Here is a 24,699-nt window from a genome sequence, read left to right on the forward strand (position 1 = left end):
AAGACATTTTCGCATTTATATGCTTTTAAAACGGTTTCGCAACGAAAAACCTAAATCAATTATACCTAAGAAACTCACGAGAGAAAATAAAATTGGTATAAAGAACGAAAGGATAAACAAAATGATAGGTACTGCTTTTGGATAGCCTTTTAAATGACAGAAAAAGGCTACAACAGAGAAACCTTGAATTGCCATAAGCAATGGAAAAATTAAATTTAAGTTTAATAAAGCAATATATAGATAAGAACCTTCTTCTATTTTAACAAAGGTCGCTATAATTACAAAAATAACGTAATACACCAGAACGCTTTTTGGGAGATTGACGTTCCGAAACGGCGGCCATGGCTGTACATCAAAACGTAAACGCTTTAATATAGGTGCAGAAATGATGATAGTGAGCCACGACATCATAAGACCGCCCATTACAAGCATGGCAGGTATTGCATACCCTATTAGCGTTGGAAGCTGCTTTAACTGCTCTAATTGTTTTTTATTTACTTGCACACCTGTAGCTTCAATAATTTGTTCTGCGCTTTGTAAAGACTGCTTTAGCATATCCTGTATTTCTTGAATGAAGTTGTACTCAAAAAACAGTACACTGACAATATACAGCACGACAAAATTTACAATATAAACTATCGTACCTGCAAGAAGAATGTCTGTTGGCTTTTTTTGTCTCTTATACATACTTCCTAATACAATACCTGTTGTGCCAAACGTAAGAGAAGTTGCAATATTGAATGGCGAACTTACTACTACTGTTATGAGCGATGCTGCAATTAGCAAAATCCACGTATATTTTAGCTCATTTCTGATAGCAAAGATGATAAATGGCAGGGGTAAAGCTAAAAGGAAGACAATATTTAAAACAGGTATATACATGGAAGCAAGAAGCAAAATAACGAAAACAGCCAAAAGAACGGCTCCTTCTGTAATCCATCTCGTATTTTTCATTAAGTTTCCTCGCTTTTCATTCCTACTTCTCTTATAGAATAGCGAACCCCTTCTGTTTTTTCAAACCGGCTCGGCAAAAACATAAGAGAATAAGCAAAATGCACAGTAGAGAAAATCCCCACTGTGCATTTGTACAGTTATTATTCTGCAACGTATGGTAAAAGTGCCATTTGACGAGCACGTTTGATTGCAACTGTAAGTTTGCGTTGGTATCTTGCGCTAGTACCAGTCACACGACGAGGTAAAATCTTGCCGCGTTCAGAAACGAAACGCTTAAGAAGATCTACATCTTTGTAGTCGATGTGAGTGATAGCATTAGCAGTAAAGAAACATACTTTACGACGTTTTGCACGTCCGCCTTTACGTCCACCAGCCATTTGAAATTCCCTCCATTCTGTTAGTATCCGATCTATAGATTAAAACGGTAAGTCGTCGTCCGAAATATCAATCGGTTGACCTGCATTTGCAAATGGATCATCATTTTTGGTAAACCCAGGTTTTGCGTTTCCAGAAGATCCAAACGGGTTATTTTGCGGCCCTTGGTCTCCGTAACCAAAGCCGGATGGCTGCGGATTGAATGAGCCACGTTGCTCTCCGCTTGACTTCGTATCCAAGAATTGTACGTTTTCTGCAACAACTTCTGTTACATAAACACGCTTGCCATCTTGTCCCTCATAATTACGAGTGTTAAGACGACCGTCCACGCCTGCCAGACTTCCCTTTTTCAAGTAGTTCGCTACATTCTCCGCTTGCTTTCTCCATACAACACAGTTAATAAAATCAGCTTCGCGTTCGCCTTGCTGATTTGAAAACGTGCGATTTACAGCCAACGTGAAAGTAGCTACTGCGATGCCATTTGGCGTATAACGCAATTCTGGATCTTTAGTTAAACGTCCAACGAGTAAAACGCGATTCATCAACCGAACCACTCTCCCCTATATATCTTATTCTTGACCTTTTACGATGATATGACGAATGATATCTTCGCTGATTTTAGCTAAACGATCAAATTCTTGAACTGCAGCTGCATCAGAATTTACGTTTACAAGCATGTAGATACCATCGCGGAAATCGTTAATTTCATAAGCTAAGCGGCGCTTACCCCACTCTTTAACGTTTGCAATTTCTGCACCATTGTCTGTTAACACGTTAGCGAAGCGGTCAACAACTGCTTTTTGAGCTTCCTCTTCCATGTTTGGACGGATGATGTACATAATTTCATACTTTTTCATCACTGTCACCTCCTTTTGGACTAAACGGCCCGATACGGGCAAGGAGCAATTTTTGTAATTACTCACGAGTTTAGATTATATCATAGTAAGTTATAGTAATCAACTCATTGAAAAAGAAAAAACTTGGCAGATGCATTGAGCAAATGCCAAGCTATTTTAGAATTATTTTCTATAGAAATCAGACTTTTTTATACGTTAAAACGGAAGTGCATAACATCCCCGTCTTGCACGATGTATTCTTTTCCTTCTAAACGTACACGCCCAGCTTCGCGAGCTGCGTTCATAGATCCATGCTTTAATAGATCTTCATAAGATACAGTTTCAGCACGGATAAACCCGCGTTCAAAGTCTGTGTGGATTACACCGGCACATTGAGGAGCCTTCATGCCTTTACGGAACGTCCATGCACGCACCTCTTGCACGCCTGCCGTAAAATACGTAGCCAAGCCTAAAAGGTGGTACGCTGCACGAATTAATTGGTCCAAACCGGACTCTTCAATACCAAGCTCTTCTAAGAAAGCCTTCTTTTCTTCCTCATCAAGCTCAGAAATTTCCGCTTCAATTTTTGCGCAGACTACGATAACTTCTGCGTTATCCTTTGCAGCAAATTCACGAACAAGCTGCACGTACTCATTTCCGGCAGGATCAATCACATCATCTTCTCCTACGTTTGCCACATACAACATTGGCTTAATAGTAAGAAGGTGCAGAGACTTTACGACCTTCATTTCTTCTTCTGTAAACTCTACAGTACGAGCCGGCTGGTCATTTTCAAATGCATCTTTCAAACGAACTAGGATATCGTGTTCATACGCAGCATCTTTATCCTTTTGTTTTGCAAGCTTTGCAACACGATCGATGCGCTTTTCCACTGATTCTAAATCAGCTAGAATAAGCTCCAGGTTAATTGTTTCGATATCTGAAATCGGATCGACTTTCCCTGCTACGTGTGTAATGTTTTCATCTTCAAAGCAGCGGACAACCTGACAAATCGCATCTACTTGACGAATATGGGAAAGAAACTTATTTCCCAGACCCTCGCCTTTGCTTGCTCCTTTTACAATGCCTGCAATGTCTGTAAATTCAAACACAGTCGGTACTGTTTTCTTCGGTTGTACAAGCTCTGTAAGTTTATTTAAACGCGCATCCGGAACCTCTACAATCCCTACGTTCGGGTCAATTGTACAGAATGGATAGTTTGCAGATTCTGCCCCTGCTTGTGTAATTGCATTAAACAGCGTTGATTTACCTACGTTTGGCAAACCGACGATACCAGCTGTTAATCCCATATATTTCACTCCTATAGAAAAGCTTTTGCGCCAAAGAAAGCCGTGCCGCCCAAACCGCGCAAACAGCTAGATATTTTTTAACCTTTCATCATTATAGATAGTAACCAAAAAAATGACAAGCCAAGAAAAGAAATGTAATTTGAAGCAATGATACGCAATTTTCTACTTTCGTATCATTTAAGAAAAGCAGCTGCAAATTTGCAGCTGCTTATGCTTCTTCGTGCTTAACGAGCACCTTTTTCATTTTCCGTTCAAATTCGCGGCGCGGAATAAGAACAGAATGAGCGCATCCTTCGCATTTAATACGAACATCCATTCCCATCCGGATAATCTTCCAGCGGTTTGCTCCGCATGGATGCGACTTCTTCATTTCTACAACATCATGTAAACCGAATTCCTTCTGTTCCATGCTCCAAACACCTCTTACATTTAATTTACTTGTTTGCTTTCCATTTCTTCGCGGTTGTACAATACCATACGAGGATACGGAATTTCAATACCATGTTCATCCAATCGAAGCTTAATTTCTTTTCGCAAAGCTCTGGCAATAACGAAATGCTTCATAGGCTCTACTTCTGCAATGACACGCAATACGATTTCTGATGCGCCTAAGCTTTGCACACCAAGAAGCTCTGGACGTTTTACCATTTGCTCATACCTCATTGGAAGTTCATCCAATAAATCTTCAATTACTCTTTCTGCGTAATCAATATCGCTTTCATACGAAATGCTTATATCTACGAACGATACACTGTTGCTTAAAGAGAAGTTTGTAACTTCCTTAATGCTTCCATTTGGGAGGATGTGAATCTCTCCAGTCCAGCTTTTAACTTTTGTTGTACGCAAGCCGATTTCCTGAATGACACCTTCAAATCTTCCAAGGCGTACATAATCCCCTACAGAGAATTGGTCCTCCAGCAAAATGAAAAATCCTGTAATAACGTCTCGCACCAAGTTTTGTGCACCAAAACCGACAGCCAGCCCCACTACCCCGGCGCCAGCCAGCAAACCTTTTGTTTCAATGCCGAGTACACCTAAAATCATAATGACTACAACAAAAAACACAACATAGGTAATAACATTTTCTAACAGTTTAGCAACTGTAGCAGTTCTTCTTTCAGAAATTTGAAGCGGTGATTTTGTGTTAATCCGGAAAGCATTACGGATAATAATCCTTCCAACACGTACCACAACACTTGCAATTGCAAGAATGAAAATAATCTTCAAAATCCCTAATGAAGTATTAATCCAAACATTAGGATCTGTTATATAATTTACAAACTCATTATATTTATCTTGAAACCAACTCATTTGCTTACCTCTCCTTAGTTTCATAGAATTCATCCCTTATTGTAACAGAATTTTTTATATCATCCTAAAAAATCTGTTTACAGTTTCTTTATTTTTTACAACAGCATACAGGTATAAACTGGAAGGTTTTTTTATATACTGATACTATTATGTCAAAGGGTGGATGGCCGTGAACCGTGGATCGTTTAACTTAAAATATCCTTTTTTTGAAAAAGAGCCGCAGCCTATGTTTTATCATGAAGAAGCAGTATGCGACCGCCTTAGTCATACATTATATGCTTATCTTCCTGAAGAATCTGTACAACCTCTTGTTCTCGTTTGCATTGGAACAGATCGTTCAACAGGTGATGCTCTAGGTCCGCTTGTAGGGTCTAAACTATGTGAAAAAGGAATTAGGAATTTTCGTTTATACGGAACTTTAGATGAACCAGTCCATGCCTTGAATTTAGAGGAAACTCTTTCTAATATTCAGCAAACGCATGAACGCCCGTTTATTGTCGCTATTGATGCATGTCTTGGAAAGTCGCAGAGTGTAGGCTCTATTTCAGTTGGAAAGGGACCCAGCAAGCCTGGTGCCGCTATGAATAAAAAGCTTCCGGCTGTAGGAGATATGCACATTCATGGGATTGTAAATATTCATGGATTTATGGAGTTTTTTGTACTGCAAAATACGAGATTGAACCTTGTGATGAAAATGGCTGATGTTATTGCGAATGGTATCCAAAAGACAGATTTAGCATTATCTATCCATAAAAAAATAAACCATCTCTCCTAGATGGTTTATTTTTCCTGTTCTCCTGTCAGCAGCTCTAAAATACGCTCCAAATCTTCTTCGTTAAAGAATTCAATTTCAATTTTCCCTTTATTGCTCATTTCTTTAATCTTTACGGATGTACCAAAATGATCTCTTAGGAATGACTCTTGTTCTTCAAAGAAAATATTCTTTTCTTTCTTTGCTTTCTTTGTTTCACGTGAAACATTCTCATTTAATTGCTGAATCAGTTTTTCAAGCTGACGAACATTTAAGCCTTCTTTTTCAACCTGTTGTACAACTGCTTTTAGCTTCGTTTTATCTTTTAATCCCAGTAAAGCGCGGCCATGTCCCATTGAAATTGTACTGTTGGAAATTAACTCTTGGATAAACGGGGGAAGGGAGAGGAGACGTACATGATTCGCAATATGCGGTCTGCTTTTTCCCAATCGTTTTGCCAATTGTTCTTGTGTAAACTTTAATTCATCCATCAGTTTTTGATACGCCGCAGCTTCCTCAATCGGCGTCAGGTCTTCTCGCTGTAAGTTTTCAAGAAGTGCAAGCTCCATCATCTGCTGGTCAGTCATGTCTCGCACGACAGCTGGAACAGTTTCTAATTTTGCTTCTTTTGCAGCGCGAAATCTTCGTTCCCCTGCAACAATTTCATAGCCTTTAATGCTTTTTCTTACAATAAGAGGCTGTAAAATGCCATGTTCTAAAATAGAGGCTTTCAATTCCTGAATAGCTTCTTTCAAGAAATATTTGCGCGGTTGATATGGGTTAGGACGCAGCTGGTTCAATTTAATTTCCTTAATCATTTCTTCCTCTTGAACCTCTAAATTAGGGAAAAAGGCTTGAATTCCCTTTCCGAGACCTTTAGCCACCTGCAATCACTTCCTTCGCTAAATCTAAGTACACTTCTGACCCTTTCGACTTAGCATCATACAGCATAATTGGTTTCCCGTGACTTGGCGCTTCGCTTAAACGTACATTTCTTGGAATAATCGAACGATATACTTTATCTCTAAAGTATTTTTTCACCTCATCAATGACCTGCAGTCCCAGATTTGTACGTGCATCGAGCATTGTCAAAAGCACGCCTTGGATAGCAAGATTTTTATTGAGATGCTTTTGTACAAGCCGAACCGTATTTAATAGCTGACTCAATCCTTCTAATGCGTAGTATTCACATTGAACGGGAATAATGACGGAATCTGAAGCAGTTAAAGCATTGATTGTCAGTAAGCCTAGGGATGGCGGGCAATCAATAATAATATAGTCGTATTCATCTTGAATCGGCTGCAGCGCTCTCTTTAAACGTACTTCTCGTGAAATAGTAGGAACAAGCTCAATTTCTGCTCCAGCCAATTGAATAGTCGCAGGAAGTACATATAAATTTTTCACCGCTGTAGACTTTATAATTTCACGAATATCTTCATCTTCCACCAGAACATTATAGACGCACTTATCTAATTCTGATTTCTCAATTCCAACTCCTGTCGTTGCATTTCCTTGTGCATCAATATCAACTAATAATACTTTTTCCCCTAAACATGCTAAACCAGCCCCTAAATTAACGGAAGTCGTCGTTTTTCCAACTCCCCCTTTTTGATTAGCAATTGAAATGATTTTCCCCATGGTGTCACCTACCTTTAAACTTTCTGTCCTGTTTGATTATACAAGTTCAAATAAGCTGTTTTTATTGTAACACGAAACAGCTTATTTTCAGTTTATTTCTGTATAAAACTTCAAAACTCCCTTTATAATCTCCTGCACGAGTTATGAGAAATGTTCACAAAAAAGAGCCTTTCTGTTAGAAACGGCTCTCATTCTATGAATCTAATGCTTTTTCGGAATTTTAATCGTGATTTGATAATACTCTTCAAATTCTTCTTCTTCAGAATTAATGGAAACACCGCTGCTTTCAACCATTTGCAGCGACTGACGAATGGTATTCATCGCTATTCTCATATCGCGGCTGACCGCTTTTCGTTTTGGCTTAGGTTTAGGCGCAGATTGTTCCGTAGCTTTTGCAACTCGTTCTTCCGTTTGCTTTACGTTAAGCTGACGCTCCAAAATCTCCTGCAAGATCCTCAATTGCAATTCAGCATCTTTTAAAGGAATAAGTGCTCGGGCGTGACGTTCTGTAATTTTTTTTTCGAGCAGCGCTTGCTTTATTTCTTCTGGAAGCTTAAGAAGTCTCAATTTATTCGCGATCGTAGACTGTCCTTTTCCCAGCCTCTGTGCGAGAGCTTCCTGCGTTAAGTTATGCAAATCAAGCAATTTTTGATAGGCAATTGCTTCTTCAACGACAGTAAGTTCTTCACGCTGCAGATTTTCAATGAGAGCCACAGAAGCGGTTTCTGCATCACTCATATGTTTGACAATAGCTGGGATTGTATCCCATCCCAGCTTGCTGACTGCACGAAATCTCCGTTCCCCTGCAATAATCTCATAGCTATCCGTATCATACATTCGCACAACAATCGGCTGAATAATCCCATGTGTGCGAATGGTCAAGGCAAGCTCATCAATTTTTGCATCATTAAAAACCGTACGCGGCTGATAACGATTTGGAGTAATGCTTGTAACGGGAATTTGTTTTACCTCTTCACGGCTTTCTGGCTGTTCTGATATAATCTCTTTCTCTCCTAGCCCAAACAGACGAGAAATTGTATTCTTCATTGTACTCCACCACCCTCGAATCCTATTGAATGCTCTATACGAAATGTTTCACGTGAAACATGAAGGTTATATTCATACAACTTAATCTTACGTCGAATAAGATTTATTTTTCAATAGGCAATTTATTCGGCATTCCTGGCTTGCGTGGATACTTCTTTGGGGTTTTTCTTCTTTTTTCAATTATGATAATATTTCGTTCGCTTTCTTCAAAAGGCAGACGGAAGGTAGCTATTTCTCGTATCTCTCCGCCTAAAACTTGAACAGCGTGTGTTCCGCTCTCCATTTCCTCTTGTGCGGCTGCACCTTTCATCGCGATAAATGTACCCCCAACCTTTGCTAACGGAAGACATAATTCACTTAATACAGAAAGACGCGCTACTGCACGTGCCGTCACGATATCAAAAGACTCTCGTATTCCTTCTTTTTTTCCGAACGTTTCAGCACGGTCATGATAAAATGCAACATTTTCTAAACGTAATTCTGCTGCTAGATGATTTAAAAATGTAATTCGTTTTTGCAGTGAATCTACAATTGTAACTTTTAAGTTCGGAAAACAAATTTTTAACGGAATACTAGGAAATCCTGCTCCCGCTCCCACATCACAAACAGAATATGGTTTGGAAAGATCATAGTGGAAGGCAGCTGTTACAGAGTCAAAAAAGTGCTTTAAATACACTTCGTCTTTCTCTGTAATGGCTGTAAGGTTCATCTTTTCATTCCACTCTACAAGCAGCTCATAATATTTTTCGAATTGTTTTAATTGCAGAGGAGAAAGGGAAATTCCCTTTTCCTCCAGCATCATTTGAAATTGCTGTACATTCATCGCAATAAATCTCCTACTTCTTTATTGGTTCGATACTCTTGCAATTTTTCCTTGTTCTAAATATATAAGCAAGATAGAAATATCGGCAGGATTTACACCCGAGATACGTGACGCTTGCCCTACGGAAAGCGGACGTACTTCTTTCAGTTTCTGGCGCGCTTCCGATGCTAATCCGGTAATTGCATCATAATCGATATCAACTGGAACCTTCTTGCTTTCCATACGTTTCATACGATCTACCTGTTGAAGGGATTTTTCAATATAGCCTTCATACTTAATTTGAATTTCTACTTGTTCCGCTACATCTTCAGCAACCGGCTCTTCATTCGGTACAATCGCTTTAATATGCTCATATGTCATTTCCGGTCTGCGCAGTAAGTCGCTCGCACGGATTCCGTCTTTCAGTTCACTTCCGCCTGCGTTTCGAATCAACTCTTGCACTTCTGCCTTAGGTTTAATAATAATTCCAGCAAGGCGTGCTTTTTCCTTCTCGATGCTCTCTTTCTTCTTAGTAAAACGTTCATAACGCTCCTCTGGAATCATACCGATTTCGCGGCCAAGATCCGTAAGTCGGAGATCTGCGTTATCGTGGCGAAGCAACAAACGATACTCCGCACGTGATGTCAGGAGACGGTACGGTTCATTTGTGCCTTTTGTTACAAGGTCATCAATTAATACGCCAATGTAGGCTTGAGAACGATCCAAGATGACTTCTTTTTTATCCAAAGCACGGCATGCAGCGTTAATTCCTGCCATCAACCCTTGACCTGCTGCTTCTTCATAGCCTGACGTTCCGTTAATTTGGCCTGCCGTGTACAAGTTTTTGATTTTCTTTGTTTCCAATGTCGGCCACAGCTGCGTCGGAACAACCGCATCATACTCAATTGCATATCCTGTCCGCATCATTTCTACGTTTTCCAAACCGGGAATCGTTTTTAAAATTTCTCTCTGTACATCTTCCGGTAAACTTGTTGATAATCCTTGGACATACACTTCTTGTGTGTTGCGTCCTTCAGGCTCTAAGAAGATTTGATGTCTCGGCTTATCGTGGAAACGCACAACTTTATCCTCAATGGATGGACAGTAACGAGGGCCTGTTCCTTTAATCATACCTGAGTACATGGCGGAACGGTGCAAATTCGCGTCAATCAAGCGATGTGTTTCTTCACTGGTATACGTTAACCAGCAAGGAATTTGATCTATGATAAATTTCGTTGTTTCAAATGAGAAAGCACGGGGAGTTTCATCTCCCGGTTGAATTTCTGTTTTGCTGTAATCAATCGTATGGCTGTTTACACGAGGCGGCGTACCTGTTTTAAAGCGCACAAGATCAAGTCCAAGCTCCTCAAGGTGCTGGGATAGTTTTACAGACGGCTGTTGGTTATTCGGACCGCTAGAGTACTTTAAATCGCCCATAATAATTTCCCCGCGGAGGAAGGTACCGGTTGTAATAACAACTGTTTTCGCTGTATATTCGGCACCAGTTTGCGTAATAACGCCTTTGCATTCTCCGTCCTCTACAATTAAGCGCTCTACCATACCTTGGAATAATGTAAGGTTTGGCGTATCTTCGATCGTTTTCTTCATTTCATGTTGATACGCAAATTTATCGGCTTGCGCGCGCAAAGCACGTACCGCAGGGCCTTTTCCTGTGTTCAGCATGCGCATTTGAATATATGTTTTATCTATGTTACGCCCCATTTCTCCACCCAGAGCATCAATTTCACGAACGACAATTCCCTTTGCTGGTCCGCCTACAGACGGATTACATGGCATGAATGCGACCATATCTAAATTAATCGTCAACATCAATGTTTTGGCCCCCATGCGTGCAGCAGCAAGTCCAGCCTCACAACCTGCATGACCCGCACCGATCACTATTACATCATATGAACCGGCATTATATCCCATTATGTTCTCCTCCTTACACTATTTTCCGAGACAGAACTGAGAAAATAGCTGATCAATTAAGCTTTCATGTACAGTATCTCCTGTAATTTCGCCTAGTATTTCCCACGTTCTTGTCAAATCAATTTGCACCATATCAATAGGCATACCATCCCCGATGGCGTCAATTGCATCTGCAATCGTTCTTTCTGCCTGTGTAAGCAATCCAATATGACGAGCATTTGAAACGTATGTCATGTCCCCTGCTTCTAAAGAGCCTTCAAAGAATAAGTCAGCAATCGCTTGCTCGAGCTCATCTATGCCTTTTTCTTCAATCAGAGCCGTTGTAATGATTTTTTCATTTCCTGCCAGCTCTTTCACACGACTCAAATCAATATTTCTTGGCAAATCCATTTTGTTTATGATTACAATAAAGTCTTTTCCTTGTACAGCTGCGAACAGCTCTTCATCCTCTGATGTCAGCTGTTCATTGTAATTTAGAACAAGCAAAACAAGATCTGCCTTTTGCATCATCTCTTTTGAGCGTTCTACACCAATCTGTTCTACAATATCTTCTGTTTCCCGAATACCTGCTGTATCGATGAGACGAAGAGGGACACCTCTTACATTTACATACTCTTCAATAACATCACGCGTCGTTCCTGCGATATCTGTAACAATCGCTTTTTTTTCTTGCACAAGACTATTTAAAAGAGATGATTTTCCCACATTAGGACGCCCGATTATAGCTGTTGCAATGCCCTCCCGCAAAATTTTTCCCTGCTTAGAGGTTTCCAGCAGCTTGCGAATTTCATCACGCACTTTCGTAGCCTTTTCAATGAGGATGTGGTGCGTCATTTCTTCTACATCATCATACTCTGGATAATCGATGTTTACCTCTACATGAGCCAGCGTCTCCAATAATTCTTGACGCAAGCGGCCGATAAGCTTAGATAAGCGGCCTTCCATTTGGTTGATTGCCACGTTCATGGCACGATCTGTTTTTGCACGGATTAAGTCCATCACAGCTTCAGCCTGTGATAAGTCGATACGTCCATTCAAGAAAGCTCTTTTTGTAAACTCTCCAGGCTCTGCAAGCCGAACTCCCTCAGCCAGAACCAATTGCAATACTTTATTTACAGACACTAATCCGCCATGGCAGTTAATTTCCACTATATCTTCGCGTGTAAACGTTCTTGGCGCCCTAAGAACCGAAACCATAACTTCCTCTATAACACGATTAGTTTCAGAATCTACAATATGCCCATAATGAATGGTATGCGACGGCACTTGTGTAAGATCTTTCCCCTTAAAAACGCGGTTGACCTTCTCTACCGCGTTTTCTCCGCTCACTCGAACAATTGCAATTGCACCTTCTCCGAGTGCCGTTGAAATTGCTGCAATAGTATCAAGCTCCATCTTCTTCACCTCACTTGCTAGTTTTGTTCTCTATTTAAAAAGTGGATATTTTCCATCACTAAACTATTAGGATACCATAACGTTGTCATCTTAAAAAGAATATTAACTCATTTTATTATATCCCCTGTATAAACAGCATAAACTTATCCACAGTGGATAAGTGAAAATAACAATTCACTCTTCATCCACATCATCTAACTTTGTAAAATTGCGCGAGAAAAATCGGTCAAAAATTGTCCGATCCTTTTTATGGGCATCGTGCTCCTGCTACGTATAGTAGCGATCATCCCCTTTAAGACACCCTCCCCTGTTTCTTTTTATTCAACATATAGGTTTGTTCTTTTTTGCGTTGTATCCCGCGAACATTCACAAACAGCAGAAAGGAACGGAGTGCATTGGCACGCAACTTTATACTTACTTTATCAAAAAAAACCGGCAGCTCTCAAAAGAGTTACCGGTTTTTCTTTATTTTGGCTCAATTACAACATGGCGGTGCGGATCTGCACCTTCTGAAGCTGTTGTAACATGCGGATGATTGGAAAGAACTTGGTGAATGACTTTTCTTTCAAATGACGGCATCGGTTCTAAAACGACCTTTTTCTTCGTAGCATACACTTGTTTAGCCAATCGATGCGCTAAGGACTCTAATGTTTTTTTACGCTTCTCCCGATAGCTTTCCGCATCGACCAGCACACTAATATACTGCTTCGTATAACGATTTGCCACGAGCTGTGTCAAATATTGAAGGGCATTCAGTGTTGTTCCGCGTTTGCCAATCATGAGCGCAACTTGCTCGCCCGATAAAGTAAAGACAATTTCCTTCCCTTTTACCGCCTTTTCGACATCTACGTCTACGTTCATTTCTTTAATAATACTTTTTAAGTACTTTTCTGCTTCTTCCACAGGGTTCTTTTTCACCACAACATCTACTATAGCCGGTTTACTTCCAATAAATCCCAAAAAACCTTTTTTTCCTTCATCGACTATATGAATTTCCACTTGTTCACGTGAAACTTGAAGCTGTGTTAACGCTGATTGGACTGCTTCTTCGACAGTTTGTCCTTTAGCAGTTATTCCGTTCACTTGCTTGCTCCTCCTGCCTTAGCCTGTTTCAAATCAGGACCTTTAATAAAGTAAGTTTGAGCAATACTGAAAATATTTCCGACTACCCAGTATAGAGATAGTGCAGCCGGGAATTTGATTGCGAAAATAACAATCATAATCGGCATAAGCCATAGCATCATAGCCATTTGCGGATTTTGCGCTGTTCCCGTCATCGCAATTTTTTGCTGGATGAATGTTGTGATCCCTGCTACAACAGGCAAAATATAAAACGGATCCGGATGTCCTAAGTCAAACCATAAAAAACTATGGTGTTTAATTTCTGCTGTACGCATAATAGCATGATAGAACGCGAACAGAACTGGCATTTGGATAAAGATTGGCAAGCAGCCGGAAAGCGGGTTTACACCGTGCGTTTTATACAATTGCATCATTTCCTGCTGAAGCTTTTGCTGTGTCGCCTGGTCTTTAGAACTATACTTTTCACGAAGCTTTACCATCTCTGGCTGCAAAGCTTGCATGGCCTTCGTGCTTCTTGTTTGTTTAATCATAAGAGGCAATAATGCACAGCGAATAATAAGTGTAACGACCACGATGGATAACCCATAGTTGTTGCCAAATAGCTCTGCAAAATACGTAATTACTTGAGAAAGCGGATACACGAAGTACTCATTCCAAATACCCTTGCTTTCTGGTGTAACCGGCTGGTTCACTTGGTTACAGCCGCTGATGATTGCAACGAGAGTCATCATCATAACCAGAAAAGTAATTTTCTTTTTCACGGACTATTTCCTCCTTTTATGTATAGAACTTACTGCATTTCTTCTCTTTTTCGTTCTTCGCTCGGCAATTTCATGCCGGACCGGCGCATAACATGAAGCAAACTGCTTTTGACTTGCTCATATGTCATTTCTGCACAAGGCTTCCTTGCTATTATAACAAAATCTTTTTCGGAATCTATGCATTGTTTTAACTCTGTAAATACTTGGCGAATCATCCTTTTGATATGATTTCGCGTCACCGCGTTTCCTACCTTTTTGCTAACTGAAAGACCGATACGAAAATCGGATTGACCTGGCTTATCCAAGCAATACAAAACGAATTGACGATTTGCGCTGGACTTTCCCTTTTGGAATACCGCTTGAAACTCTGCATTTTTCTTTATACGATTCGTTTTCTTCATCTGTTTTAACACTCCTGTATTTCGTCCAGTGGCACCTGTTAAGAAAAGCACAATCGGCTCGTCCAGGTACAGAGACCAAGGTTCTCCGCCTAAGAAAGGCGCTTTCGCCAATACATTGACGGAGGTTCTTGGCCAACAGCACCTAGCCGATAGAGCTAGAGCTGGACACGCCGATTTACCCTTCTTCATCTACCTAGAAAAAAGACCACTGAGCGATCAGTGGTCTACGCAGATAATACTTTTCTTCCCTTGCGGCGACGAGCTGCAAGAACCTTGCGGCCGTTTGCTGTGCTCATACGGCTACGGAAACCATGTACTTTGCTGCGCTTACGTTTATTTGGTTGGTAAGTTCTTTTCATTATATGACACCTCCCTGAGGAATAACTGTTAAAGACAGTCTTATAAATTATAGTTAATACCTTAGTGAAATGTCAATGGTTCTTACAATTTTCATCCAATATGCAAATTTATCCTATTCCATCCTATTCACAGCTTTTTTCACACTCGATTTTTTTCTTGTGGATAATAAAATTTCCCCTTTCAAAATATCCACAGCTTAACTGTTTTCTTTTACACAGTATCTCGTATTGTTGACAACTTTTCTCCACAATAGGTTGATTTTGTGGATAACTTTCCAAAACACATTGATATTACTACTCTTTTTTGATATTATATTTTTGTTTTCACCTTAGAACAAGTTTTCCACAACAACATCTTATCCACAAACTGTGCATAACTTGTGGACATTTTATTTTCACATGTTTATAACTACTTGTCCACATATGTATATTTTGTCGAAAACTACAATCTGCATACACTCGTATTTTTTAGATATTTGTAGGTATTTGTATAAATATTCACCGTTCGGGTTTTAATGTTATACAAAACTTAAACACCTTTGCTCACTATCCTATGTAAAAGGGGGGACACCTTTGGAAAACATTAATGATTTATGGAACCGGACCTTACAAGAGCTTGAAAAAAAGGTCAGCAAGCCCAGCTTTGAAACATGGCTCAAATCAACAAAAGCTTATTCTCTTAAAAAGCATAATTTGACGATTACAGCCCCAAATGAGTTTGCCCGTGATTGGCTGGAATCGCATTACTCTGATCTGATATCAGAGACTTTATACCATGTAACAGGCGAAGAGCTTGAAATCCGCTTCATCATTCCGCAAAGCCAAGCTGAAGAAGAATTTGATTATCCTCCTGCGCAAAAGGCAAAGATGATGAACGATGAACCGAACCACTTTCCTAAAAGTATGCTGAATCCAAAGTATACTTTTGATACGTTCGTAATTGGATCCGGCAACCGTTTTGCACACGCGGCATCGTTGGCGGTGGCTGAAGCTCCTGCAAAAGCGTACAATCCTTTATTTATTTACGGGGGCGTCGGTTTAGGAAAAACGCACTTAATGCACGCAATTGGCCACTATGTAATTGAGCATAATCCAAATGCAAAGGTTGTATACCTCTCTTCTGAAAAATTTACGAATGAATTTATTAATTCCATTCGTGACAATAAAGCTGTTGATTTTCGCAACAAATATCGAAATGTGGATGTTCTTCTTATAGACGATATTCAATTTTTAGCTGGAAAAGAACAAACGCAGGAAGAATTTTTCCATACGTTTAACGCTCTTCATGAAGAAAGCAAGCAAATTGTCATCTCTAGCGACCGTCCTCCAAAGGAGATTCCAACATTGGAAGACCGCTTGCGTTCTCGCTTTGAATGGGGACTCATTACAGATATTACCCCGCCGGATTTGGAAACACGTATTGCAATTTTACGAAAAAAAGCAAAAGCGGAAGGTTTGGATATCCCGAATGAAGTGATGTTATATATCGCTAATCAAATTGATTCCAACATTCGTGAGCTAGAAGGTGCCCTCATTCGTGTTGTTGCGTATTCATCTCTAATTAATAAAGACATTAATGCAGATTTAGCTGCTGAAGCATTAAAGGACATTATTCCGAATTCCAAACCGAGGATTATTTCCATTCATGAGATTCAAAAGGCAGTTGGACAGCTGTTTCAGGTAAAACTGGATGATTTCAAAGCAAAAAAACGGACTAAATCTGTAGCTTTTCCACGTCAAATTGCTATGTATTTATCACGAGAGCTTACAGATTCTTCTCTCCCAAAGATTGGCGAAGAATTTGGCGGCCGGGATCACACAACAGTTATCCATGCACATGAAAAAATTTCAAAGCTTGTTAAAATAGATACTCAGCTTCAAAAACAACTTGATGAAATCCGTGATATACTCAAAAGTTAGTTGAATTATGTGAATAACCCTTCCTGGTTTACACACAGTCTATCCACATGTTGATAGACTGTTTTTCCTTAGCTCAAATAGGTTATCCACATATCCACAAGTATTACTACTATTACTACTAATTTTTTATTCTTACTTAATAAACTAGAATTTATACTGATCAGCAGGAGGTTTTTTTAAAATGCGCTTTATTATCCAAAAGGATTATCTTGTTCGAAGTGTACAAGATGTCATGAAAGCTGTTTCTTCTCGCACAACAATTCCTATTTTGACGGGAATTAAAATTGTAGCGAATGGAGAAGGCGTTACGTTAACAGGAAGTGACTCTGATATTTCTATTGAATCCTTCATTCCAACAGAGGAAAACGGAAAAGAAATTGCAGAGGTAGAGCGCTCAGGCAGCATCGTACTGCAAGCTAAATATTTTAGTGAAATCGTAAAAAAGCTTCCTAAGGATACTGTAGAAATTGAAGTAGAAAACCATTTCATGACAAAAATTAAATCCGGAAAAGCTGAATTTAATTTAAATGGCTTAGACCCGCAAGAGTATCCGCTGCTTCCACAGTTAGAAGAGCACCATGTTTTTCAAATTCCGACTGATTTATTAAAACATATGATCCGGCAGACAGTATTCGCGGTCTCTACTTCCGAAACTCGACCAATCTTGACAGGTGTCAACTGGAAGGTGTATAACAGCGAGCTGGTTTGCATTGCAACAGATAGTCACCGTTTGGCTTTAAGGAAGGCGAAGATTACAGGTAAAAATCTTCCGGCTGAATTTCAAGCAAATGTTGTCATTCCAGGAAAAAGCTTAAATGAACTAAGTAAAATTCTTGATGAATCAGAGGAAATGGTAGATATCGTGATTACTGATTACCAAGTTCTATTCCGTACGAAGCATTTGTTGTTTTTCTCTCGTCTGCTAGAAGGAAATTACCCAGATACGTCTCGATTAATCCCGACAGAGAGCAAAACTGATGTTTTGGTCAACACGAAAGAATTTTTGCAGGCGATTGACCGCGCCTCATTGTTAGCGCGAGACGGCAGAAATAATGTTGTGAAATTATCGACTCTTGGAAGCGATATGCTCGAAATATCCTCTAACTCACCGGAAATTGGCAAGGTTGTAGAAGAAGTGCAATGCGAGCAAATTGAGGGGGAAGAATTAAAGATTTCATTTAGTGCAAAATATATGATGGATGCTTTAAAAGCTTTGGACAGCACAGAAATTCAAACGAGCTTTACTGGAGCAATGCGTCCATTCTTGATCCGTACTGTGAATGATGATTCCATCGTGCAGCTGATTTTACCAGTTCGCACATACTGATATGAGGGAGGAAAAAAGCTACTAGTAAAAAGAGCTAGTAGCTTTTTTCAGTCCCAATTCTTTTCTATTGCGCAATTTTTTAGTACAATGAAAGAATGAACACTTTCGGAAAGTGAGCGAATGTAATGAAAACCATTCAAATTTCGACAGAATATATTACATTAGGACAATTTTTAAAGGTCGCTGATCTTATCAATACAGGCGGCGCAGCGAAATGGTTTTTGCAGGAGAACGAAGTGTATGTGAACGGAGAAAAGGAAGACAGAAGAGGAAGAAAACTTTTCGCTAATGACACAGTAACAGTTCCGGCAATCGGTACGTTTCAAGTGAAAGTTTAAAAGGGGAGGATCCCTTTGTATATTCAGGAACTGACATTACAAAATTATCGTAACTACGAGCAGCTGCAGCTCTCTTTTGAAGACAAAGTCAATGTAATTATTGGGGAAAATGCCCAAGGAAAAACAAATTTAATGGAAGCCATCTATGTGTTGGCAATGGCAAAATCCCATCGTACCTCAAATGATCGCGAACTTATCAATTGGGACTCCGAGTATGGTAAAATAAAAGGGAAGCTTCAAAAACAACATTCTTCTCTCGCATTGGAGTTAATCATTTCAAAAAAAGGGAAGAAAGCAAAGTTGAATCATTTGGAGCAGTCCAGGCTCAGCCAGTATATCGGCGAAATGAATGTGGTGATGTTTGCTCCTGAGGATTTGAATCTTGTAAAAGGGAGTCCTCAAGTAAGGAGACGCTTCATCGACATGGAGCTTGGGCAAATTGCCCCCGTATATCTATATGAACTCAGCCAATATCAAAAAGTACTTACCCAACGAAATCATTTATTAAAGTCTATGCATGAAGAAACGCCAAAGAATGAAGCGATGTTAGATATATTTACAATTCAGCTGATTGAGCATGGCGTGAACATCTTGAAAAAACGGTTTGAATTTCTTCATTTGCTGCAGGAATGGGCTGCCCCCATCCATCGCGGCATCAGCAGAGGGCTGGAAGAGCTTAAGATTGTATATAAACCAAGTATAGATGTATCAGAATCGACGGATTTGTCGAAAATGAAAGAAGTATACTATGAAAATTTTCAATCTATTAAGAAGCGCGAAATGTTCCGTGGTACTACTTTAATTGGCCCTCATCGCGACGATTTACATTTCTTCGTTAATGACAAAAATGTTCAAGTCTTTGGATCACAAGGACAGCAACGAACGACAGCACTTTCCCTAAAATTAGCTGAAATTGAATTAATCCATTCTGAGGTAAAAGAATATCCCATTCTTTTATTAGATGATGTATTGTCTGAATTAGATGATTATCGTCAATCTCATCTTTTAAATACCATTCAAGGTAAAGTACAAACATTTGTTACAACAACAAGTGTTGAAGGCATTGAGCATGAGACATTAAAGAAAGCAAAAACAATTCGAGTAACAAATGGTACGGTAAATAGCTAAGCAGGGATTGCTTCTGTTAAATGGAAAAGTAGGTGATGTTTGTGACAATGGAACAAAAGCAAATGCAAGAGAATACGTATGACGAAAGTCAAATCCAGGTGCTAGAAGGATTAGAAGCGGTTCGAAAACGTCCGGGCATGTATATCGGTTCTACGAACATTAAGGGTCTCCATCATCTCGTTTGGGAGATTGTTGACAACAGTATTGATGAAGCACTTGCGGGCTATTGTGATGAAGTGAATGTAATAATTGAAGAAGATAACAGCATTACAGTAAAAGATAATGGACGCGGCATACCGGTCGGAATTCATGAAAAGATGGGACGGCCAGCTGTAGAAGTTATTATGACTGTCCTTCATGCCGGCGGTAAGTTTGGCGGGGGCGGATATAAAGTATCTGGAGGTTTGCACGGTGTAGGGGCCTCTGTTGTAAATGCACTATCTTCCCAGTTGGAAGTATACGTATATCGTGAAGGGAAAATTCACTACCAAGAATTCAGACGCGGCGTTCCTACTGAAGATTTAAAAATAATTGGTGACGCTGACCATACAGGAACAACGATTCACTTTGTTCCGGATGCAGAAATTTTTACGGAAACGACAGAATATGATTTTGACACATTAGCAAACCGTTTGCGCGAGCTTGCTTTCTTAAATCGCGCCATTAAGCTTACGATTGAAGATAAGCGTGAAAACCCGCGCAAAAAAGAGTTTTACTACGAGGGCGGAATTAAGTCGTATGTAGAGCATTTAAACCGTACGAAAGAAGCGATTCATGAGGAGCCTGTTTACGTTGAGGGAGCTCGTGACGGCATTCAAATAGAAATTGCTCTTCAATATAACGAAGGATACACGAGCAACATCTATTCCTTTGCGAATAATATTCATACGTACGAAGGCGGTACGCATGAAGTAGGCTTTAAAACAGCTTTGACTCGTGTCATCAATGATTATGCAAGAAAGAACAGCTTGATTAAAGATAGCGACAGCAACCTGATTGGTGAAGATGTACGTGAAGGTTTGACAGCCATCGTATCCATCAAGCATCCAGATCCACAATTTGAAGGGCAGACAAAAACGAAGCTTGGAAATAGTGAAGCACGAACAATTACGGAGTCCGTTTTTGCCGAAACGTTTGAGAAGTTCCTCCTTGAGAACCCGTCCGTTGCCCGTAAGATTGTAGAAAAAGGGATGATGGCGGCTCGTGCTCGCGTAGCAGCCAAAAAGGCACGTGAGCTGACGAGACGAAAAAGTGCATTAGAAATATCAAGTTTGCCTGGGAAATTAGCAGATTGCTCTTCTAAAGATCCTTCTATCAGTGAATTGTATATTGTAGAAGGTGATTCAGCCGGAGGTTCGGCAAAGCAGGGACGTGACCGTCATTTCCAAGCGATCTTGCCTCTAAGAGGGAAAATTATTAACGTAGAAAAAGCACGGTTGGATAAGATTTTATCTAATAATGAGGTACGTGCTATGGTAACAGCAATTGGAACCGGAATTGGCGGAGACTTTGATATAGAAAGAGCCCGTTATCATAAAATTATCATTATGACAGATGCCGATGTAGATGGTGCACATATCCGTACCCTATTATTAACGTTCTTTTATCGTTATATGCGTCAAATTATTGAGCATGGCTTCGTATATATTGCACAGCCGCCGCTTTATAAAGTGCAGCAAGGGAAAAAAGTGCAGTACGTCTATAATGAGAAAGAGCTGGCAAGAGTATTAGCGGAAATGCCTGCTCAGCCGAAGCCAGGAATTCAGCGTTATAAAGGTCTTGGAGAGATGAATCCAGGGCAGCTTTGGGAAACAACAATGGATCCTGAAGTTCGTACACTCCTTCAGGTAAATCTGCAGGATGCGATTGAAGCGGATGAAACATTTGAAACCTTAATGGGCGACAAAGTGGAGCCGCGGCGCAACTTTATTCAGGATAACGCTAGGTACGTGAAAAACCTTGATATTTAAAGAACGACAGGAATATATATTCCTGTCTTCTCTTCATATAAAACGAGATGTGTTTGGAAATGTAAGAGGAGGTGCTGGTTGATGTCAGATAACCAACAACAAGCCCGAGTTCGAGAAATTAATATTAGCCAAGAAATGCGCTCTTCTTTCTTAGATTATGCAATGAGCGTTATTGTATCCCGTGCTTTGCCCGATGTGCGTGATGGATTGAAGCCGGTTCACCGCAGAATTTTATATGCGATGAACGATTTAGGGATTGTCGCTGAAAAACCATATAAAAAATCAGCGCGTATTGTTGGGGAAGTTATCGGTAAGTATCATCCTCATGGCGACGTGGCAGTGTACGATACAATGGTACGTATGGCGCAGGATTTTAACCAACGTTATATGCTTGTTGACGGTCATGGAAACTTTGGATCTGTTGACGGTGATGCTGCGGCTGCTATGCGTTACACAGAGGCGAGAATGTCCAAAATTTCTATGGAATTGATACGTGATATTGCTAAAAATACGATTGATTATCAAGATAACTATGATGGTTCAGAAAGAGAACCGATTGTTCTTCCTGCAAGGTTTCCGAACCTTCTTGTAAACGGCGCTACCGGTATTGCGGTAGGGATGGCAACAAATATCCCACCCCATCAGCTTGGAGAAATTATTGATGGTGTCTTAGCGCTCAGCGAAAATCCGGAAATCACAATTCCTGAACTGATGGAATTAATTCCAGGCCCGGACTTTCCAACCGCTGGTCAAATTCTTGGAAGAAGCGGAATCAGACGTGCTTATGAAACCGGAAGAGGAACTGTTATTATCCGTGCCAAGGTAGAGATTGAAGAACGCGGCAACAACAAGCAATCTATTATTGTAACGGAGCTTCCTTACCAAGTGAATAAAGCGAAGCTCATTGAGAAAATTGCGGAACTTGTTCGCGATAAGAAAATTGATGGGATTACAGACTTGCGTGATGAGTCTGACCGTAATGGTATGCGTATTGTTATGGAAGTGAGAAGAGACGCAAATGCCAACGTGCTGTTAAATAACTTATATAAGCACACTGCTTTGCAAACAAGCTTTGGCATTAATCTGCTGTCTCTAGTAGACGGAGAACCGAAAGTATTAGATCTTAAACAATGCTTGTATTATTATCTGGAGCATCAGAAAGTAGTAATTCGCAGACGTACTGCATACGAGTTAGAGAAAGCGGAGGCACGCGCTCATATTTTAGAAGGTTTACGTATAGCGCTCGATCACTTGGATGAGGTCATCAGTCTTATTCGCAGCTCTCGTACAGCAGATATTGCACGTCAAGGTTTAATCGAACGTTTTGGTTTAAGCGATAAGCAAGCGCAGGCGATTCTTGACATGCGCTTACAGCGTCTAACAGGCTTAGAGCGTGATAAGATTGAAGAAGAATATGCAGAGCTGTTAAGTCTTATTGCTGAGCTAAAAGCGATTTTGGCAGATGAAGAAAAGGTATTAGAGATTATTAGAAACGAACTATCGGAAATTAAAGAGCGTTTTAATGATACGCGCAGAACAGAAATTGTTCTAGGCGGTATGGAAGCTATCGAAGATGAAGACTTAATTCCGGAACAAAATATTGTAATTACCCTCACGCATAACGGATATGTTAAAAGGTTGCCTGCTTCTACTTATAGAAGCCAAAATAGAGGCGGACGCGGTGTACAGGGAATGGGAACGAATGAAGACGATTTTGTAGAGCATTTGCTCACAACTTCTACGCACGACCATATCCTCTTCTTTACGAATAAAGGTAAGGTATATCGTACAAAAGGATACGAAATTCCAGAGTACAGCAGAACTGCAAAAGGCATTCCTATTATTAACCTTTTAGAAGTAGAGAAAGGCGAATGGGTAAATGCTATCATTCCGATTCGTGAGTTTAGTGACGACTCTTATTTGTTCTTTGCGACTAAGGATGGATTGGCAAAGCGCACGCCTTTATCTTCTTTTGCAAATATTCGCAACAACGGTTTAATTGCGATTACATTGCGTGAAGAAGATGAACTCATCTCTGTTCGTTTAACAGGGGGAGACAAGGATATTGTTGTCGGGACAAGCGATGGTATGCTGATTCGATTCCATGAGCAAGATGTACGCTCTATGGGAAGAACGGCAGCCGGCGTTAAAGCTATCAGCTTGAGTGAGGAAGATCAAGTTGTGGGCATGGAAATCGCGGAAGATAATATGGATGTATTAATTGTTACGAGAAACGGCTACGGCAAACGGACGCCTATTGAGGAATATCGTATTCAAACCCGCGGCGGAAAAGGATTAAAAACGTGTAATATCACTGATAAGAACGGTAAATTGATTGCCCTTAAATCAGTTCATGGGGAAGAAGATATCATGCTCATCACAGTTGCTGGTGTGTTAATCCGTATGCCGGTAGATCAAATCTCACGGATGGGCCGTAATACGCAGGGAGTCAAGCTGATTCGTCTAGAAGGAGACCAAGAGGTAGCGACTGTCGCTAAGGCACAGCGTGAAGAAGATATAGAGATTGAAATGGAAGTGGAATAAAAGTGAGGGGGAGAAATCCTCCTCATTTTTTTATTTTTAAAATAAGCTTGCATTTCGACAAATAAGCTTATATAATAACAAAAGTCAGCAAGTTGCTTATTAAACATTTTTAAAAAGTTGTTGACGAAAGAAATGCAGTATGTTATATTATAAAAGTCGCTTCAAGCGGCAATGAACTTTGAAAACTAAACAAAACATGAAACGTCAATTTTTATTTTAAAGCTAGACAAACACTTTTATGGAGAGTTTGATCCTGGCTCAGGATGAACGCTGGCGGCGTGCCTAATACATGCAAGTCGAGCGAACCTCTTCGGAGGTTAGCGGCGGACGGGTGAGTAACACGTGGGTAACCTGCCTGTAAGACTGGGATAACTTCGGGAAACCGAAGCTAATACCGGATACTTTTTTGAGTCGCATGACTCGAAATGGAAAGACGGCTTCGGCTGTCACTTACAGATGGACCCGCGTCGCATTAGCTAGTTGGTGAGGTAACGGCTCACCAAGGCGACGATGCGTA

General features: G+C 40.2%; 23 protein-coding genes, 1 rRNA gene and 1 pseudogene. 8 read left to right on the forward strand and 17 right to left on the reverse strand.

Features of this window, described 5'->3' with window-relative positions; translation table 11 throughout:
• Positions 1–15 precede the first annotated feature (15 nt).
• The 7 genes and pseudogenes from H540_RS0111380 to H540_RS0111415 form a co-directional block, all read right to left on the reverse strand.
• Positions 16–954: a YybS family protein gene (locus H540_RS0111380; protein ID WP_028400751.1), complete on the reverse strand. Its 939-nt coding sequence runs from the start codon at positions 952–954 to the stop codon at positions 16–18.
• Positions 955–1,094: 140 nt separating this feature from the next.
• Entirely contained in the window at positions 1,095–1,331 is a 237-nt protein-coding gene (gene rpsR, locus H540_RS0111390; protein ID WP_028400752.1) for a 30S ribosomal protein S18, read from the reverse strand.
• 39 nt (positions 1,332–1,370) lie between these two features.
• Positions 1,371–1,874: a single-stranded DNA-binding protein gene (ssb, locus tag H540_RS0111395; RefSeq protein ID WP_028400753.1), complete on the reverse strand. Its 504-nt coding sequence runs from the start codon at positions 1,872–1,874 to the stop codon at positions 1,371–1,373.
• 24 nt (positions 1,875–1,898) lie between these two features.
• Entirely contained in the window at positions 1,899–2,186 is a 288-nt protein-coding gene (gene rpsF, locus H540_RS0111400; RefSeq protein WP_028400754.1) for a 30S ribosomal protein S6, read from the reverse strand.
• Between the two features lie 188 nt (positions 2,187–2,374).
• The gene (ychF, locus tag H540_RS0111405) at positions 2,375–3,475 is read right to left on the reverse strand and encodes a redox-regulated ATPase YchF (protein WP_028400755.1); all 1,101 of its coding nucleotides are present in this window, start codon (positions 3,473–3,475) and stop codon (positions 2,375–2,377) included.
• A 208-nt stretch (positions 3,476–3,683) separates the two neighbouring features.
• Complete coding sequence (locus H540_RS0111410; RefSeq protein WP_028400756.1) at positions 3,684–3,884, reverse strand: DUF951 domain-containing protein; 201 nt, start codon at positions 3,882–3,884, stop codon at positions 3,684–3,686.
• 20 nt (positions 3,885–3,904) lie between these two features.
• A pseudogene (locus tag H540_RS0111415) lies at positions 3,905–4,705 on the reverse strand (mechanosensitive ion channel family protein); the annotation flags it as partial.
• 250 nt (positions 4,706–4,955) lie between these two features.
• On the opposite strand from H540_RS0111415, the gene yyaC reads away from it, so the two are divergent.
• Positions 4,956–5,561: a spore protease YyaC gene (gene yyaC / locus H540_RS0111420; RefSeq protein WP_028400758.1), complete on the forward strand. Its 606-nt coding sequence runs from the start codon at positions 4,956–4,958 to the stop codon at positions 5,559–5,561.
• Positions 5,562–5,566: 5 nt separating this feature from the next.
• Here the strand turns inward: yyaC and H540_RS0111425 are convergent, their stop codons facing one another.
• The 10 genes from H540_RS0111425 to rpmH all read right to left on the reverse strand — a co-directional run bounded on the left by H540_RS0111425 (position 5,567) and on the right by rpmH (position 14,955).
• Positions 5,567–6,421, reverse strand: coding sequence for a ParB/RepB/Spo0J family partition protein (locus H540_RS0111425; protein WP_028400759.1), 855 nt, complete (start codon positions 6,419–6,421; stop codon positions 5,567–5,569).
• Positions 6,414–7,175 carry a ParA family protein gene (locus H540_RS0111430; protein WP_028400760.1) on the reverse strand — a complete coding sequence of 254 codons (762 nt, stop codon included), beginning with the start codon at positions 7,173–7,175 and terminating at the stop codon, positions 6,414–6,416. Before H540_RS0111430 ends, H540_RS0111425 begins: the two co-directional genes overlap by 8 nt.
• A 201-nt stretch (positions 7,176–7,376) precedes the next feature.
• Positions 7,377–8,222 (reverse strand): nucleoid occlusion protein, encoded by an 846-nt coding sequence (gene noc / locus H540_RS0111435; RefSeq protein WP_028400761.1) that lies wholly within the window; start codon positions 8,220–8,222, stop codon positions 7,377–7,379.
• Positions 8,223–8,325: 103 nt separating this feature from the next.
• A complete protein-coding gene (rsmG, locus tag H540_RS0111440) occupies positions 8,326–9,045 on the reverse strand; it encodes a 16S rRNA (guanine(527)-N(7))-methyltransferase RsmG (protein ID WP_028400762.1) in 720 nt (239 codons plus the stop codon).
• Between the two features lie 21 nt (positions 9,046–9,066).
• A complete protein-coding gene (gene mnmG, locus H540_RS0111445) occupies positions 9,067–10,956 on the reverse strand; it encodes a tRNA uridine-5-carboxymethylaminomethyl(34) synthesis enzyme MnmG (protein WP_028400763.1) in 1,890 nt (629 codons plus the stop codon).
• Between the two features lie 18 nt (positions 10,957–10,974).
• Positions 10,975–12,351, reverse strand: coding sequence for a tRNA uridine-5-carboxymethylaminomethyl(34) synthesis GTPase MnmE (mnmE, locus tag H540_RS0111450; protein ID WP_028400764.1), 1,377 nt, complete (start codon positions 12,349–12,351; stop codon positions 10,975–10,977).
• A gap of 465 nt (positions 12,352–12,816) precedes the next feature.
• Complete coding sequence (gene jag / locus H540_RS0111455; RefSeq protein WP_028400765.1) at positions 12,817–13,434, reverse strand: RNA-binding cell elongation regulator Jag/EloR; 618 nt, start codon at positions 13,432–13,434, stop codon at positions 12,817–12,819.
• Complete coding sequence (gene spoIIIJ / locus H540_RS0111460; RefSeq protein ID WP_028400766.1) at positions 13,431–14,195, reverse strand: YidC family membrane integrase SpoIIIJ; 765 nt, start codon at positions 14,193–14,195, stop codon at positions 13,431–13,433. The genes jag and spoIIIJ overlap by 4 nt, the downstream gene beginning before the upstream one ends.
• Positions 14,196–14,224: 29 nt before the next feature.
• Complete coding sequence (gene rnpA / locus H540_RS0111465) at positions 14,225–14,596, reverse strand: ribonuclease P protein component (protein WP_028400767.1); 372 nt, start codon at positions 14,594–14,596, stop codon at positions 14,225–14,227.
• Between the two features lie 224 nt (positions 14,597–14,820).
• On the reverse strand, positions 14,821–14,955 hold the full coding sequence (rpmH, locus tag H540_RS0111470) for a 50S ribosomal protein L34 (protein WP_000831901.1): 135 nt from the start codon (positions 14,953–14,955) through the stop codon (positions 14,821–14,823).
• Positions 14,956–15,528: 573 nt separating this feature from the next.
• On the opposite strand from rpmH, the gene dnaA reads away from it, so the two are divergent.
• From dnaA to H540_RS0111505, 7 genes are all read left to right on the forward strand, one after another.
• A complete protein-coding gene (gene dnaA / locus H540_RS0111475; protein ID WP_028400768.1) occupies positions 15,529–16,875 on the forward strand; it encodes a chromosomal replication initiator protein DnaA in 1,347 nt (448 codons plus the stop codon).
• 181 nt (positions 16,876–17,056) lie between these two features.
• Positions 17,057–18,202 carry a DNA polymerase III subunit beta gene (gene dnaN, locus H540_RS0111480; protein ID WP_028400769.1) on the forward strand — a complete coding sequence of 382 codons (1,146 nt, stop codon included), beginning with the start codon at positions 17,057–17,059 and terminating at the stop codon, positions 18,200–18,202.
• Positions 18,203–18,327: 125 nt separating this feature from the next.
• On the forward strand, positions 18,328–18,540 hold the full coding sequence (gene yaaA / locus H540_RS0111485; protein ID WP_028400770.1) for a S4 domain-containing protein YaaA: 213 nt from the start codon (positions 18,328–18,330) through the stop codon (positions 18,538–18,540).
• A 15-nt stretch (positions 18,541–18,555) separates the two neighbouring features.
• Positions 18,556–19,668: a DNA replication/repair protein RecF gene (recF, locus tag H540_RS0111490; protein ID WP_028400771.1), complete on the forward strand. Its 1,113-nt coding sequence runs from the start codon at positions 18,556–18,558 to the stop codon at positions 19,666–19,668.
• 47 nt (positions 19,669–19,715) lie between these two features.
• Positions 19,716–21,638 carry a DNA topoisomerase (ATP-hydrolyzing) subunit B gene (gyrB, locus tag H540_RS0111495; RefSeq protein WP_034670865.1) on the forward strand — a complete coding sequence of 641 codons (1,923 nt, stop codon included), beginning with the start codon at positions 19,716–19,718 and terminating at the stop codon, positions 21,636–21,638.
• 81 nt (positions 21,639–21,719) lie between these two features.
• The gene (gene gyrA / locus H540_RS0111500) at positions 21,720–24,182 is read left to right on the forward strand and encodes a DNA gyrase subunit A (RefSeq protein ID WP_028400773.1); all 2,463 of its coding nucleotides are present in this window, start codon (positions 21,720–21,722) and stop codon (positions 24,180–24,182) included.
• A gap of 235 nt (positions 24,183–24,417) precedes the next feature.
• A 16S ribosomal RNA gene (locus H540_RS0111505) occupies positions 24,418–24,699 on the forward strand; the annotation flags it as partial.

Source organism: Ectobacillus panaciterrae DSM 19096, assembly GCF_000430785.1.
GTDB lineage: Bacteria > Bacillota > Bacilli > Bacillales > Bacillaceae_G > Ectobacillus > Ectobacillus panaciterrae.

Excerpts from the sequence above, each read along its gene's own strand:
- ychF (WP_028400755.1), bottom strand. The coding sequence starts at position 3,475 with ATGGGATTAACAGCTGGTATCGTCGGTTTGCCAAACGTAGGTAAATCA.
- rpsR (WP_028400752.1), bottom strand. The coding sequence starts at position 1,331 with ATGGCTGGTGGACGTAAAGGCGGACGTGCAAAACGTCGTAAAGTATGT.
- noc (WP_028400761.1), bottom strand. The coding sequence starts at position 8,222 with ATGAAGAATACAATTTCTCGTCTGTTTGGGCTAGGAGAGAAAGAGATT.
- dnaN (WP_028400769.1), top strand. The coding sequence starts at position 17,057 with ATGCGCTTTATTATCCAAAAGGATTATCTTGTTCGAAGTGTACAAGAT.
- rpsF (WP_028400754.1), bottom strand. The coding sequence starts at position 2,186 with ATGAAAAAGTATGAAATTATGTACATCATCCGTCCAAACATGGAAGAG.
- rpmH (WP_000831901.1), bottom strand. The coding sequence starts at position 14,955 with ATGAAAAGAACTTACCAACCAAATAAACGTAAGCGCAGCAAAGTACAT.
- mnmE (WP_028400764.1), bottom strand. The coding sequence starts at position 12,351 with ATGGAGCTTGATACTATTGCAGCAATTTCAACGGCACTCGGAGAAGGT.
- H540_RS0111380 (WP_028400751.1), bottom strand. The coding sequence starts at position 954 with ATGAAAAATACGAGATGGATTACAGAAGGAGCCGTTCTTTTGGCTGTT.
- gyrA (WP_028400773.1), top strand. The coding sequence starts at position 21,720 with ATGTCAGATAACCAACAACAAGCCCGAGTTCGAGAAATTAATATTAGC.
- gyrB (WP_034670865.1), top strand. The coding sequence starts at position 19,716 with ATGGAACAAAAGCAAATGCAAGAGAATACGTATGACGAAAGTCAAATC.
- mnmG (WP_028400763.1), bottom strand. The coding sequence starts at position 10,956 with ATGGGATATAATGCCGGTTCATATGATGTAATAGTGATCGGTGCGGGT.
- rsmG (WP_028400762.1), bottom strand. The coding sequence starts at position 9,045 with ATGAATGTACAGCAATTTCAAATGATGCTGGAGGAAAAGGGAATTTCC.
- rnpA (WP_028400767.1), bottom strand. The coding sequence starts at position 14,596 with ATGAAGAAAACGAATCGTATAAAGAAAAATGCAGAGTTTCAAGCGGTA.
- H540_RS0111430 (WP_028400760.1), bottom strand. The coding sequence starts at position 7,175 with ATGGGGAAAATCATTTCAATTGCTAATCAAAAAGGGGGAGTTGGAAAA.
- H540_RS0111410 (WP_028400756.1), bottom strand. The coding sequence starts at position 3,884 with ATGGAACAGAAGGAATTCGGTTTACATGATGTTGTAGAAATGAAGAAG.
- yaaA (WP_028400770.1), top strand. The coding sequence starts at position 18,328 with ATGAAAACCATTCAAATTTCGACAGAATATATTACATTAGGACAATTT.